The organism is Pseudomonas sp. (assembly GCF_049301935.1).
GTDB lineage: Bacteria > Pseudomonadota > Gammaproteobacteria > Pseudomonadales > Pseudomonadaceae > Aquipseudomonas.
Map to the genome: position 1 here is coordinate 13,160 of NZ_JBAQLP010000105.1, position 14,206 is coordinate 27,365.

General features: G+C 62.3%; 14 protein-coding genes. 7 read left to right on the forward strand and 7 right to left on the reverse strand.

Features of this window, described 5'->3' with window-relative positions; genetic code table 11:
* Positions 1-4 precede the first annotated feature (4 nt).
* From gcl to WA145_RS14410, 7 genes are all read left to right on the forward strand, one after another.
* Positions 5-1,780 (forward strand): glyoxylate carboligase, encoded by a 1,776-nt coding sequence (gene gcl, locus WA145_RS14380; RefSeq protein WP_422582237.1) that lies wholly within the window; start codon positions 5-7, stop codon positions 1,778-1,780.
* A gap of 137 nt (positions 1,781-1,917) precedes the next feature.
* On the forward strand, positions 1,918-2,700 hold the full coding sequence (hyi, locus tag WA145_RS14385; RefSeq protein ID WP_422582238.1) for a hydroxypyruvate isomerase: 783 nt from the start codon (positions 1,918-1,920) through the stop codon (positions 2,698-2,700).
* Between the two features lie 134 nt (positions 2,701-2,834).
* The gene (locus WA145_RS14390) at positions 2,835-3,725 is read left to right on the forward strand and encodes a 2-hydroxy-3-oxopropionate reductase (protein WP_422582239.1); all 891 of its coding nucleotides are present in this window, start codon (positions 2,835-2,837) and stop codon (positions 3,723-3,725) included.
* Between the two features lie 237 nt (positions 3,726-3,962).
* Positions 3,963-5,249 carry a glycerate kinase type-2 family protein gene (locus WA145_RS14395; protein ID WP_422582240.1) on the forward strand — a complete coding sequence of 429 codons (1,287 nt, stop codon included), beginning with the start codon at positions 3,963-3,965 and terminating at the stop codon, positions 5,247-5,249.
* Complete coding sequence (gene pyk / locus WA145_RS14400) at positions 5,246-6,661, forward strand: pyruvate kinase (RefSeq protein ID WP_422582241.1); 1,416 nt, start codon at positions 5,246-5,248, stop codon at positions 6,659-6,661. Before WA145_RS14395 ends, pyk begins: the two co-directional genes overlap by 4 nt.
* 166 nt (positions 6,662-6,827) lie before the next feature.
* Positions 6,828-7,781: an urea transporter gene (locus WA145_RS14405; protein ID WP_422582242.1), complete on the forward strand. Its 954-nt coding sequence runs from the start codon at positions 6,828-6,830 to the stop codon at positions 7,779-7,781.
* A gap of 52 nt (positions 7,782-7,833) precedes the next feature.
* Positions 7,834-8,661: an ion transporter gene (locus tag WA145_RS14410; RefSeq protein WP_422582243.1), complete on the forward strand. Its 828-nt coding sequence runs from the start codon at positions 7,834-7,836 to the stop codon at positions 8,659-8,661.
* An 8-nt stretch (positions 8,662-8,669) separates the two neighbouring features.
* On the opposite strand, the gene WA145_RS14415 is transcribed toward WA145_RS14410, so the two are convergent.
* The 7 genes from WA145_RS14415 to WA145_RS14445 form a co-directional block, all read right to left on the reverse strand.
* Positions 8,670-9,413 (reverse strand): substrate-binding periplasmic protein, encoded by a 744-nt coding sequence (locus WA145_RS14415; protein ID WP_422582244.1) that lies wholly within the window; start codon positions 9,411-9,413, stop codon positions 8,670-8,672.
* 155 nt (positions 9,414-9,568) lie between these two features.
* Positions 9,569-10,063 (reverse strand): hypothetical protein, encoded by a 495-nt coding sequence (locus tag WA145_RS14420; protein WP_422582245.1) that lies wholly within the window; start codon positions 10,061-10,063, stop codon positions 9,569-9,571.
* Between the two features lie 174 nt (positions 10,064-10,237).
* Entirely contained in the window at positions 10,238-11,218 is a 981-nt protein-coding gene (gene argR, locus WA145_RS14425) for a transcriptional regulator ArgR (RefSeq protein ID WP_422582246.1), read from the reverse strand.
* A gap of 66 nt (positions 11,219-11,284) precedes the next feature.
* Entirely contained in the window at positions 11,285-12,049 is a 765-nt protein-coding gene (locus WA145_RS14430; protein WP_422582247.1) for an ABC transporter ATP-binding protein, read from the reverse strand.
* 18 nt (positions 12,050-12,067) lie between these two features.
* On the reverse strand, positions 12,068-13,180 hold the full coding sequence (locus WA145_RS14435; RefSeq protein WP_422582248.1) for a succinylglutamate desuccinylase/aspartoacylase family protein: 1,113 nt from the start codon (positions 13,178-13,180) through the stop codon (positions 12,068-12,070).
* Positions 13,181-13,190: 10 nt separating this feature from the next.
* Complete coding sequence (locus WA145_RS14440; protein WP_422582249.1) at positions 13,191-13,889, reverse strand: ABC transporter permease; 699 nt, start codon at positions 13,887-13,889, stop codon at positions 13,191-13,193.
* Between the two features lie 15 nt (positions 13,890-13,904).
* Positions 13,905-14,206, reverse strand: a 302-nt coding sequence (locus WA145_RS14445; RefSeq protein ID WP_422582250.1) for an ABC transporter permease subunit, incomplete at its 5' end; no start/stop codon positions are given.

The following is a 14,206-nucleotide window of genomic DNA, read 5'->3' on the forward strand; positions in this document are numbered from 1 at the left end:
GACAATGGCCAAAATGAGAGCAATCGAGGCCGCCGTACTGGTGATGCGCCGCGAAGGCGTTGACACTGCGTTCGGCATCCCCGGCGCCGCCATCAACCCCCTGTACGCTGCACTGAAGAAAGTTGGCGGTATCGACCACGTCCTGGCTCGCCACGTCGAAGGTGCCTCGCACATGGCCGAGGGTTACACCCGCACCAACGCCGGCAATATCGGCGTATGCATCGGCACCTCCGGCCCGGCTGGCACCGACATGGTCACCGGCTTGTATTCGGCATCGGCAGACTCCATCCCGATTCTGTGCATCACCGGCCAGGCGCCGCGTGCCCGCATGCACAAGGAAGACTTCCAGGCCGTCGACATCACCAGCATCGTTAAGCCGGTGACCAAGTGGGCGACCACCGTGATGGAGCCGGGCCAAGTACCGCGCGCCTTCCAGAAAGCCTTCTATGAAATGCGCAGCGGCCGCCCAGGCCCGGTGCTGATCGATTTACCGTTCGACGTGCAGATGGCCGAGATCGAATTCGATATCGACGCCTACCAACCCCTGCCATTGGCCAAGCCCGCCGCTAACCGGGTGCAGGCTGAAAAAGCCCTGGCCATGCTCAATGACGCCGAGCGCCCATTGCTGGTAGCGGGTGGCGGTATCTTCAACGCCGACGCGGCCGACAAGCTGGTGGAATTCGCCGAGCTGACCGGCGTGCCGGTTGTACCCACCCTGATGGGCTGGGGCGCGATTCCAGATGACCACAAGCTGATGGTCGGCATGGTCGGTCTGCAGACTTCGCACCGCTACGGCAACGCCACCCTGCTGGAATCCGATCTGGTATTCGGTATCGGTAACCGCTGGGCCAACCGCCACACCGGCAGCGTCGATGTGTACACCGAGGGTCGTAAATTTATACACGTCGATATCGAACCGACGCAGATTGGCCGCGTGTTCAACCCGGACCTGGGCATCGTTTCCGATGCTGGCGCCGCCCTGGACGCCTTTATCGAAGTGGCCAAGGAATGGAAAGCCGCCGGCAAGCTGAAAGACCGCAGCGCCTGGGTTGCCGATTGCCAGCAGCGCAAGCGCACCCTGCAGCGCAAGACCCACTTCGACAACGTGCCGGTCAAGCCGCAGCGCGTGTACGAAGAGATGAACGAGTTCTTCGGCAAGGACACCTGCTACGTCAGCACCATCGGTCTGTCGCAGATCGCCGGCGCGCAGTTCCTGCATGTGTACAAGCCGCGCCACTGGATCAACTGTGGCCAGGCCGGCCCGCTCGGCTGGACCATTCCAGCAGCGCTGGGTGTGGTCAAGGCCGACCCAACCCGCAAGGTGGTGGCGCTGTCGGGCGACTATGACTTCCAGTTTATGATCGAAGAACTGGCTGTGGGCGCGCAGTTCAACCTGCCATACATCCACGTGGTGGTGAACAACTCCTACCTGGGCCTGATTCGCCAGGCGCAGCGCGGTTTCGAGATGGACTACTGCGTGCAGCTGGCCTTCGAGAACATCAACGCACCGGAAATCAACGGCTACGGTGTCGATCACGTCGCCGTAGTCGAAGGCCTGGGCTGTAAAGCCGTGCGCGTATTCGAGCCGAACGACATCCAGGCGGCATTGGCCAAAGCCAAGGCGTTGATGGAGGAGTTCCGCGTACCGGTGGTGGTGGAAATCATTCTGGAGCGTGTCACCAACATCTCCATGGGTGTGGAAATCAACGCGGTCAACGAGTTCGAAGAACTGGCCGAGCGCGGTGCCGACGCCCCGACTGCGATCTCGTTGCTGGATTAAAACCTCCCCTCTCCTCCGGGAGAGGGGCCGGGGGAGCGGGCTGTGTGCGGCCCACGGCCGGTCCTTGACCCAACTACCGCTCCCCTCCCCCCAACCCTCTCCCGAGGGGAGAGGGAGCTAGATCAGAGGATGCTTTTATGCCCCGTTTTGCCGCCAACCTGTCCATGCTGTTCACCGAAGTGGACTTTCTGGACCGTTTCGACGCCGCCGCAGCCGCAGGCTTCGGTGGTGTCGAGTACCTGTTCCCCTATGATTTTCCCGCCGAGGTGATCAAGGCGCGCCTGGATGCCAACCGTCTGGAGCAGGTGCTGTTCAACCTGCCTGCTGGCGATTGGGCCAAGGGCGAGCGTGGTATCGCCTGCCACCCCGACCGCGTTGAAGAGTTCCGCGCCGGTGTCGACCAGGCCATCGCCTACGCCAAGGTGCTGGGCAACCAGCAGATCAACTGCCTGGCCGGTATCCGCCCACAGGGTTATGACTGCGCCACCATTGAGGCGACTTTCGTCGACAACCTCAAGTTTGCCGCCGAAAAGCTGCAAGCCGCCGGCATCAAGCTGGTCATGGAAATGATCAACACCCGCGACATCCCGGGCTTCTACCTGAACACCACCAAGCAGGCGCTGGCCATTCGCGACAAGGTCGCAAGCCCCAATCTGTACCTGCAATACGACATCTACCATATGCAAATCATGGAAGGTGACCTGGCGCGTACCGTCGAGGCCAACCTGGCTGTGATCAACCATGTGCAGTTGGCCGATAACCCGGGCCGCAACGAGCCGGGCACGGGCGAGATCAACTACCGCTTCCTCTTCGAGCACCTGGACCGCATTGGCTACCAGGGCTGGATCGGCTGTGAATACAAGCCGGCCACCACCACCGCTGCCGGCCTCGGCTGGATGAAAGCACATAACGCAATCTGACCTGTAACTCCCCTCTTCCGCAGATGCGAGAGGGTCACCCGTAGGATGGGTGGAGCGAAGCGATACCCATCAGGACCAGTGATGGGTATCGCAGGCTCAACCCATCCTACGCAACTCTTTAGGAGAGTACTCTCATGGCTAAAATCGGATTTATCGGCACCGGCATCATGGGCAAGCCTATGGCGCAGAACCTGCAGAAAGCCGGGCACACCCTGTTCTTCTCCGAGCACTTCGACAAAGCCCCGGCCGACCTGCTGGGCGACAACGGTATTGGCCTGGCCAACCCACGCGAAGTGGCGCAGGAAGCCGAATTCATCATCATCATGGTGCCTGACACCCCGCAGGTTGAAGACGTGCTGTTCCGCAAGGATGGCATCGCCGAAGGCGTTGGCGCCGGCAAAGTGGTGATCGACATGAGTTCGATCTCCCCGACCGCCACCAAGGTCTTCGCCGAGAAGATCAAAGCCACCGGCGCTGCCTACCTCGACGCACCGGTATCCGGCGGTGAAGTGGGTGCCAAGGCTGCCAGCCTGTCGATCATGATCGGCGGTTGCCCAAATGCCTTCGAACGCGCGCTGCCGCTGTTCCAGGCCATGGGCAAGAACATCACCCGCGTCGGCGGTAACGGTGACGGCCAGACCGCCAAGGTCGCCAACCAGATCATCGTCGCCCTGAACATTCAGGCCGTCGCCGAAGCCCTGCTGTTCGCCGCGAAGAACGGCGCCGATCCAGCCAAGGTGCGTGAAGCGCTGATGGGCGGTTTCGCCGGTTCGAAGATCCTTGAAGTGCACGGTGAGCGCATGATCAAGGGCACCTTCGACCCAGGTTTCCGCATTAGCCTGCACCAGAAGGACCTCAACCTGGCCCTGGCTGGCGCACGTGAGCTGGGCCTTAACCTGCCCAACACCGCCAACGCCCAGCAAGTGTTCAGCACCTGTGCGGCCATCGGTGGCAGCAACTGGGACCACTCGGCGTTGATCAAGGGCCTGGAACATATGGCCAACTTCAATATCCGTGGTGAGTAAGCAACACCGTAGGATGGGTTGAGCCTGCGATACCCATCAGGAATCGATACCTCACGCGATGGGTATCGCTACGCTCCACCCATCCTACACAACCCTTTCGATCTGTCCGGCAGGCGGTGTCACGGCCTGCCTGCCGGGTGGGTCGATTCTAGTGCGCAGCGTCTTTGTGCAGGACGTTGCGCACTAGAATCGAAGTCAGTCATAAGAAGTGCTTCAGCCCTAACAAGAGAGATCGCCATGTCCACCGATCCGTCTTTCAATCCAACGTCCCTGCTGCGCGAGCTGTTCGCCAGCGCCATCGACGCCGCCCATCCGCGCCAGGTGCTGGCCGACTACCTGCCTGCGGACCGCAGCGGTCGCGTTATCGTCATCGGTGCCGGTAAGGCCGCCGCGGCCATGGCCGAAGTGATCGAGCAGCAATGGCAAGGCGAAGTCTGCGGCCTGGTGGTCACCCGTTACGAGCACGGCGCCAACTGCCAGAAAATCGAAGTGGTGGAAGCCGCCCATCCGGTGCCGGATGACGCTGGCGAGCGTGTGGCGCGCCGCGTGCTGGAGCTGGTCAGTAACCTCAGTGAAGCCGATAAGGTGATTTTCCTGCTGTCTGGCGGCGGCTCGTCCCTGCTCGCCCTACCCGCCGAGGGCATCAGCCTGAAAGACAAACAGGCGGTCAACAAAGCCCTGCTGAAATCCGGCGCCTCGATTGGCGAGATGAACTGCGTGCGCAAGCACCTCTCGGCCATCAAAGGCGGTCGCCTGGCCAAGGCCAGCTGGCCGGCCAGCGTCTACACCTACGCGATTTCCGATGTCCCGGGCGATGAAGCCACGGTGATTGCCTCCGGCCCGACCGTAGCCGACCCGACCACCTCGGCCGAAGCCCTGGCGATCCTTGCCCGCTATAGCATCGAAATCCCGGCCAACGTACGCGCCTGGCTGCAGAACCCGGCCTCGGAAACCGTCAAACCGGGCGACCCGTGCCTGGCCCGCAGCCACTTCCAGCTGATCGCCCGCCCGCAGCAATCCCTTGACGCCGCAGCTGCCAAGGCGCGCGCCGCCGGCTTGCCGACGCTGATTCTGGGTGATCTGGAAGGCGAATCGCGGGAAGTGGCCAAGGTGCATGCCGGCATCGCCAAACAGGTGCGCCTGCATGGCCAACCGCTCAAGGCACCCTGCGTGATTCTGTCCGGCGGCGAAACCACGGTGACGGTGCGCGGCAATGGCCGTGGCGGACGCAACGCCGAATTCCTCCTAAGCCTCACCGACAGCCTCAAGGGCCTGCCCGGGGTCTATGCCCTGGCAGGCGACACCGACGGCATCGACGGCTCGGAAGACAACGCCGGGGCCCTTATGACCCCTGAGAGCTATAGCAGAGCCTGCAAACTGGGGCTAAGCAGCAGCGATGAGCTGGATAACAACAACGGCTACGGCTACTTCGCCGCCCTCGATCAACTGATCGTCACCGGGCCGACGCGTACCAACGTCAACGATTTTCGCGCCATCCTCATTCTTGAGAACCCTGCCAAATGAACGCCGACAAGAAAGTAAAAATCCTCGCCACCTTGGGCCCTGCGATCAAAACCATCGACGACATCCGCCAGCTGGTGGAGGCCGGGGTCAACCTGTTCCGCCTCAACTTCAGCCACGGCGAACACGCCGATCACGCCCAGCGTTTCGACTGGGTGCGTGAAGTCGAGCAGCAGCTGAACACCCCAATCGGCATCCTGATGGACCTGCAAGGGCCGAAGCTGCGCGTCGGCCGTTTTGCCGAGGGCAAGGTCAACCTGCAACGCGGCCAGACCCTGCGCCTGGATCTGGACAGCAGCCCAGGCGACGTCAATCGGGTCAACCTGCCCCATCCGGAAATTATCGAAGCGCTGCAGCCGGGCATGAGCCTGTTGCTCGACGATGGCCGCCTGCGCCTGCAGGTCACTGCCAAGCACAGCGATGCGATAGACACCTGCGTCATCGCCGGTGGCGAGCTGTCCGACCGCAAGGGCGTCAACGTGCCGGAAGCGGTGCTGCAACTGAGCCCGCTGACCGAGAAGGACCGCCGCGACCTGAGCTTCGGCCTGGAGCTGGGCGTGGACTGGGTGGCGCTGTCGTTTGTGCAACGCCCGGAAGACATTGTCGAAGCCCGTCAGCTGATCGGTGATCGCGCCTTGCTGATGGCCAAGATCGAAAAGCCGTCGGCAGTTATTCACCTGGAGGAAATCGCCAAACTGTGCGACGCGATCATGGTTGCCCGTGGCGACCTCGGCGTGGAAGTGCCGGCCGAAAACGTGCCACGCATCCAGCGCGACATCATCCGCACCTGCCGCCAACTCGGTAAGCCGGTGGTGGTGGCCACGCAGATGCTCGAATCCATGCGCTTCTCCCCGGCGCCAACCCGCGCCGAGGTCACCGACGTGGCCAACGCCGTGGCCGAAGGTGCCGATGCGGTGATGCTCTCGGCGGAAACCGCCTCCGGCGACTACCCGCTGGAAGCTGTGCAGATGATGAGCAAGATCATTCGCCAGGTGGAAAATGGCCCGGACTTCCAGGCCCAGCTCGACGTCAGCCGCCCGCAGGCCGAGGCCACCACCTCGGATGCCATCAGCTGCGCGATCCGCCGCATCAGCAGCATCCTGCCGGTGGCCGTGCTGGTCAACTACACAGAATCGGGCAGCTCCAGCCTGCGCGCCTCGCGCGAGCGGCCGAAAGCGCCGATCTTGAGCCTGACGCCGAGCCTGGATACCGCGCGGCGTCTGAGCGTGGCCTGGGGCGTGTACTCGGCGGTCAACCAGCGCCTGAGCAAAGTTGAGGACGTCACGCGTATTGCGTTGGAAACCGCCCGCTCGGCCGGGCTGGCGAAAACCGGCGATACCGTGGTGATTACTGCCGGCGAGCCGTTTGGCCAGCCGGGCAGCACCAACAGCCTGAGGATTGAAATCCTGCACTGATACCCAGCACTGGAACCCCGTAGCCCGGATTTCATCCGGGGAAGGCGATCGTCCAGCAAGCACCGTCTCCCACGCTGGCTTTGCCAGTTTGCAGGCACTCACTGCTCGCGCAGTGCGTGCCTCTTTTTATTCCCGCACCGGTGATTGTTAATTCAGGTTCGTCTGTATGTCGCCATTACCGCCCCCCACTCACCCATTGCAGGGTTTTCGCGCGCTGCTTAACGGCTTTAGCCAGATCTTTCTGCAAGCCCACCCCGGCTGCGGGCTACTGGTGCTGTTGGCGATTGTCATCGGCGCGCCGCAGCTACTCGGCGGCGCCCTGCTCGGTTGTCTTAGCAGCACGCTGACGGCGCAGCGCCGTGGCTATGCCAAAGCCGACATCGAGATCGGCCTGTATGGCTACAACGGGGCTCTACTGGGCATGCTGATCAGCCTGCAATTCAGCTGGTCGGCCTTACTGCCGCTGCTGATCATCGCCAGCGCCGGGGCTTCCAGCCTGCTGCTGGCGGCCTGGATGCAGCGCATGCGCGAACGCCAGTGGTTGCCCGCCTTCACCGCCCCCTTTGTCGTCTTGAGCTGGTTGCTGTTGTGGCTGGCACCGGCTCTGCAGCTTGAGTTGGCGCAAGCCTTGCCAAGCCAGGCGCAGCCACTTGACTGGTGGGCCAGCCTGATCGCCATGGCGCGGGGGGTGGGCCAGGTGATCTTTCTCGATCAGCCACTGGCCGGGGTGTGCCTGCTGCTCGGCCTGTTGCTGGCGGAGCGCCGCGCCGCCTGCTGGGCGCTGCTCGGTTCCACCGGCGGCCTGGCCCTGGCGCTGTATCAGGGCTTGCCGCAGCACGGCGCGCTGACCGGCCTGTATGGCTATAACGCCGCCCTGGCGGCTATCGCCCTCAGTCAGGTACACCGCCGCCCGTGGCTGCCGGCACTCGGTATCGCCCTGGCGCTGGTGCTGCAACCTGGCTTTAGCGCCCTGGGGCTGCCGGCGCTGACCATGCCGTTTATCCTTACCTGCTGGCTGGTCAGCGCCAGCCAACGTTTGCTGCGCAAAGCCGCGGCCGATTGCACACCACGGCCACCCAACAAGGGCAAAGGCTTGCATCATCGAGATAAAACTCCCTAGGCTGCCTGTGCGCGCTATCAACGCACAGCAGATACGGAGCAGCCAGAGCACCATGGACACGCGGCAAACCCTCTACAGCATCATTTTCCACACCGACACAGCGGCCGGGCAGCGCTTCGACCGTTATCTGCTGCTGACCATCATGGCCAGTCTGGTGGTGGTGATGCTCGATAGCATCGACAGTGTTCACAGCCAATATGCAGGGCTGCTGGCCGGTATCGAATGGGGCTTTACCGCGTTGTTCGCCATCGAATACGCGGTGCGCCTGTACTGCTCGCCGAAGCCGCTGCGCTACGCCTTCAGCTTCTTCGGCCTGATCGATCTGCTGGCGATTCTGCCGGGCATCCTCGCCCTGTTCTACGGTGACGCCCAGTACCTGCTGATCATCCGGGTGATTCGCATGCTGCGGATCTTTCGCGTACTCAAGCTCAGCCCCTACCTGCGCCAGGCCAATTTTCTGCTGACCGCCCTGCGCGGCAGCAAGCAGAAGATCATCGTGTTTTTCGCCTGCATCGCGACTCTGGTTACGGTGTTCGGCACCCTGATGTACGTGATCGAAGGCCCGGCGCACGGCTTTACCAGCATCCCCAAGGGCATCTACTGGGCAGTGGTTACCCTGACCACCGTCGGCTTCGGCGATATCGTGCCGAAAACCCCGCTGGGCCAGGCGTTGTCGACCCTGGTGATGATCACCGGTTACTCGATCATCGCCGTGCCCACCGGCATCTTTACCGCCGAACTGGCCAACGCCATGCGCGCTGATGAGCAACTGCAACAGGCTTGCCCAAACTGCCGAAAAGCGTGCCATGAACTGTCAGCCGCCTTCTGTAGCCGTTGTGGCCAGGTGCTCTATCCGCGCGAGGACAATCAGCAGGGGTGACGGTGGGATTAAGGATTGGCCATACCCTGTTGCAGCAACTCGGCCAGGGAACCATCGGCGCGCATCGCTTCCAGGCTTTCATCGAAGCGCTGCAATAGCGCTTGCTGCTTGGCCTGTTTGGCAAATACCAGGTGGGTTGAGTTGATACTCAGGGCAGGCTGCAAGGCCACCACCTGATCCAACTGTAACTGCTGGACGATGTGCTGCCCGGCCAATTCGATCGCTATGACCGCATCCAGACGGCCCAGGGCCAGCATCTTGAAATTGGCCTCATCCGAACCGCTTGCGCGGGCCATGATACTGCCGTCGTTGAGTGCCTTATCCAGCGCCTCGGTATAACTCCAGCCACGAATCACGCCAACGCGCTTGCCATACAGGTCACTCAGCGAATGGAACGAGGTGGCTGTGCCTCGGCGCACATAGACGAGCAGTTTTTCTTCGAAGATGGTCTGCGAGTAATCAAAAATGGCCAGGCGCGATGCGGTTTTATAGATGCCGCCAATCCCCAGCTCGCCTTTGCCGCCACGCATCAGCGCGCGTTTCCAGGGCATCGCCTGAATCTTCACGGCTATTCCGGCGCGCTGAAACACCCCTTGCAGCAGCACGGGATAAAGCCCCTTGGGCTGACCCTGATGCTGATACATAAAAGGCGGGTTGGCGTTATCGATGGCAATCAGTGGCTGCGCCTGAACCATCAGGGTGGCGCTGCCCAGCACGAGGCAGAGAAATACAGCGGAAAAGGTTTGGCTCAATTATCGACCCACACACTGTTATCGGCGCTGGACCCATTACGTACTGCGAGGCGAGCAGTCTTAGGTTGGTTTGAAGAGCAACGCAGCCTTGTTATTTGCCGCGCAGGTTAGGCCTAGGCAGCCTAACCTGGCGAGCTTAACCCTGCATCAAGGGCTCAAGGGGTGTCGATACCCTCATCAGGATCGGTATCGGTATCGGTATCATCATTCAGCGCCTGCTTATCGAGCGCATTCTGCAAGCCCAACGCTGCCGCCACGGACGCCGCAGTGGTCGAGACCACACTCATGGCCTTGGCCAGCCCCGTGGTTTCCTCAGACTTGGCCGCTGCTGAGGTCGCACTACCTGGATTATCGCTGCGGTTGGCCAAGCCCTTGCCGTTGGCCCCAGCCAAACCTGCGGCCGCGCTCTTGCCTGCACTTCCCGCAGCATTACCAACGCCATTGCCGCCATCACCAGCGCGACCGCCGCCAGCTCCGCCACCGTTACCGGCACCACCGCCAGCGCCGCCACCGCCTCCGGCACCGCCACCGCCACCGCCACCGGCGGCAACAGCAGAATCAAAGAACAGCTGTCCTGGTGGCGCGCTCAACGCTCCAAGCAACAAGGTGCAGGTGCATGCTGCCAATACTTTAGTGATTGTCTTTGTCATCTCGTTCTCTCCTACCCTGCGGTACGAACCGCGACGTCAGTTAGTTATCAGCTTAGGTTGGAGTTCAACTTGCTGTCTGGGTTCTGTTTGGCAAAGTGACGATAGACAGGCGGTAGGTCCGCTTAGACGCCGCGTGCGACTCGGCCACAGCCTTCGCCACGGCTGGCTGCACCCTCAGCCGCGTTCGATGGGCGTCGAGGTCAGCTCAAACGGGCTGTTACTGCGCCGTTGGTTGCGGTCTTCGCGCGGGGTGGCGCCGAAGAAGTTGCGGTAGGCGCTGGAGAAATGCGGGCCGGAAGAGAAGCCGCAGGACAGGCCGATCTGGATGATCGATTTGCTGGTTTGCATCAGCAGCTGGCGCGCCTTGTTCAGGCGCAGCTCCAGGTAGTACTGGCTGGGCACGCGGTTGAGGTACTGCTTGAAGATGCGTTCCAGCTGGCGCCGCGACACGCAGACATGCTGGGCAATTTCGTCGGTGGTCAGCGGTTCTTCGATATTGGCTTCCATCAGCAGCACGGCCTGGGTCAGCTTGGGGTGGCTGGAGCCCAGACGGTTCTGCAACGGAATGCGCTGGCGCTCACCGCCTTCGCGGATACGTTCGACCACCAACTCTTCCGACACCGCCCCCGCCAGCTCCGCGCCGTGGTCACGGGCGAGCAAGGCTAGCAGCAGGTCGAGTACCGCCAGGCCGCCACAGGCGCTCAGGCGGTCGCGGTCCCAGTCAAACAGGTGGCTGGTGGCAATCACCTTAGGGAAGCGCTCAGTGAAGTCATCCTGCCAGCGCCAGTGCACCGAGGCGCGGTAGCCATCGAGCAGGCCGAGTTGCGCCAGCGGATAGACCCCGGCGGCAATCGCGCCGATCACGCAGCCGCTGCGCACCAGTTGCTTGAGCGCACCGGAGAGTGCCGCGGGCATCGGCCCTGGCGGTTCATCGGCGAGCAGAAAGAGCTTCTGGCAGCCTTCCAGCTTGCCCACCCAGGACTCCCCCGGCAGACGCCATGCGCCTTCAAGCGGCGCCTCGGCCTGCAGAAACACCAGCTCGTAGACCACCTCGGGGTGCACGCGCTGGGCAACGCGCAGCGCTTCTTCCGCCAAGGCCAGGGTCAGGGGCTTGGTGGTGGGCCAAAGCAGGAAGCCAATTCGGTGGGCATTCATGTGGGCAGTTTAGGCTCTGTTGGCGATTATGGGCATAACGCGGGTGCGTGCAGATGTTGCCGCTGGTTATTTAAGACTGCCAGAGAGGAACTGCTGCAGACGTTCGGATTGCGGATTGACCAACACTTCTTTCGGGCAGCCACGCTCTTCCACCACGCCTTTGTGGAGGAACACCAGTTGGTTGGACACCTCGCGGGCAAAGCCCATTTCGTGGGTGACCACGACCATGGTGCGGCCTTCCTGTGCCAGGTCCTGCATGACTTTCAGCACTTCGCCGACCAGCTCCGGGTCCAGCGCCGAGGTCGGCTCGTCAAACAGCATCACCTCAGGTTCCATGGCCAGGGCACGGGCAATCGCCACACGCTGCTGTTCACCGCCGGACATATGCGCGGGGTAGGCATCTTTACGATGCGCTACGCCAACCTTGTTCAGGTAGTGCTCGGCCTTTTCCAGCGCGTCCTTCTTGCTCATGCCAAGCACGTGCACTGGGGCTTCCATGACGTTTTCCAGGGCGCTCATGTGCGACCACAGGTTGAAGTGCTGAAACACCATGGACAGGCGCGAGCGCATGCGCTGCAGCTGCTTGGGGTCGGCGGCTTTCAGGCCACCGTCTTTATTGGCCACCAGTTTCAGCTCTTCGTTGTTGAGCAGAATCTTGCCGGCGTGGGGCTGTTCCAGCAGGTTGATGCAGCGCAGGAAGGTACTCTTGCCCGAGCCGCTGGAGCCGATAATGCTGATCACATCGCCGGCCTTGGCCGCCAGCGACACGCCTTTCAATACTTCGTGGCTGCCGTAGCGCTTGTGCAGATCCTGAACTTCAAGTTTGTACATGGTTTCCACTCTCTTGAATCAGTCGCTGAGCAAGCGACCCTGGCGAATTGGGGTACGACCGGCCACTTTGGCCAGCCACAAACCGGGCTGAGCAAAACGCAACCGCTCGCGCGCATAGAGCACACCGTCTGTAACCGCACAGACAGTGGTGTGGCGATCATCCAGAGGATCGATCACTTCAAACAATGGATCGCCGGCCTTAACCCGCGCGCCCACCGGCTGCAGAAAACTCACCACCCCTGCATGCGGGGCATAGGCGTATTGCGCACCGTTAAACGGCGTGGCGTCACAGCTTTCCGCTGGCGCGGGCGGCCAGTCACCGGCAATCAGGCCCTGCTCGGCGAGGAACGCCAGAATGCTTTCGGCGCTGGCCTCGGCCTCGGGCTTGCCGGTATCGGCCATGCCGCCCAGCTCGACTGTTACTGCCAGGCAGGCCAGCGGCACAGCGGCCTGGGGGAACTGCCGGGCCAGATGCACCCAGGGCAAGGCGCAGGCTTCATCGAAGGAGCTGCCGCCGGAATCCTCGACGGTCAGCGCTGCACCGGCCTGCAAGCGCGCGGCCAGCGAACGCAACTGCGGCCACTGCTGCGGCAGCAGGTACAGGTGCACTGCGGCATCGAAATCACAGTGCAGATCGAGCACCACATCGGCATCGCAGGCATGTTTCAGCAGCAGACGCTGCATGCCTTGCAGCTCCGAGCAGGCTGGCGGCAGGGCCTCCAGTGCGGCCTGCATGGCCGCGCGAATCAGTCGCACATTGCTCGGGCCGTCACTGCCCAGGCAGTCTTCCAGGGCCGGGGCGATGGCAGCGGCCAGGTCAAAGAAATCGCGGTTGAAGTTCTTGCCGCTGCCCAGTTCGAAGCGGCCCTGATGGGTCGCCTGAAACATCTGCCCCAGGCCAATCGGGTTGGCTACCGGCACCAGATCGATCACGCCGGTCAGCCGGCCCTGAGCTTCCAGCTGACGCAAACGGCGCTTGAGTTCCACCGCCACGCGCATGCCCGGTAGCTCATCGCCATGCAAGGAGGCCTGGATATAGGCCTTGCACGGGCCATGGCCGAAACGGAACACGCTCAGGCGGCGTTCAGTTCCGGGACAGCCCCAGGGCAGTGGATGATCGATACGCTGCATGCTCTGGTCCTCAGGCCTTGCGCGGAGCCAGGTAGGCCAGCCAGCGGCGTTCAGCCAGCTTGAACAGGCGTACGAGGATAAAGGTCAGGCACAGGTAGAACAGGCCAGCGGTGATAAACGCCTCGAACGGCAGATAGTACTGCGAGCTGACGGTACGCGCCGCGCCAGTGATGTCGATCAGGGTCACGATCGACGCCAGCGAAGTGGTGTGCAGCATCATGATCACTTCGTTGCTGTACTGCGGCAGTGCGCGGCGCAGCGCCGATGGCAGCAGAATGCGGCGGTACAGCTTGGCGCGCGACATGCCCATGGCCTTGGCTGCCTCGATCTCGCCATGTGGCGTGGCCTTCAGGCTGCCAGCGAGGATTTCCGCACTGTAGGCGCTGGTGTTGATGGCAAACGCCAGGCAGGCGCAGAAGGTGGCGCTGGAGAAATACGGCCACAGCACGCTCTCACGCACCGCTTCGAACTGGGCCAGGCCGTAATAGATCAGAAACAGCTGCACCAGCATCGGCGTGCCGCGAATCACATAGGTGTAGAGCCAGGCCGGGAAACTCACCAGAGGCGACTTGGACACACGCATCAAACCCAGGGGGATGGCCAGGGCCAGGCCGAAGGCCAGGGAAATCAGCAGAATTTTCAGGGTGACCAGTACACCGCCAAAGTACAGCGGCAGGTTCTGCAAAATTACGTTGTAGTCAAAAATCATCGCTGCGCTCCCCGCTTACAGATCAGCGGCTTTGGTGCCGACCGAGTAACGTTTTTCCAGGTAACGCAAAGCCAGCAGCGACACGCTGGTCAGCACCAGATACAGGGCCGCAACGGCCAGGTAGAAGGTGAACGGCTCGCGGGTGGCATCGGCGGCGCTTTTCGCCTTGAACATCATGTCCTGCAGACCGACCACGGAAATCAGCGCGGTGGCCTTGGTCAGTACCAGCCAGTTGTTGGTGAACCCGGGGATGGCGAAGCGAATCATCTGCGGCACCAGGATGCGAAAGAACACCTGCATGCCCCTCATGCCGTACG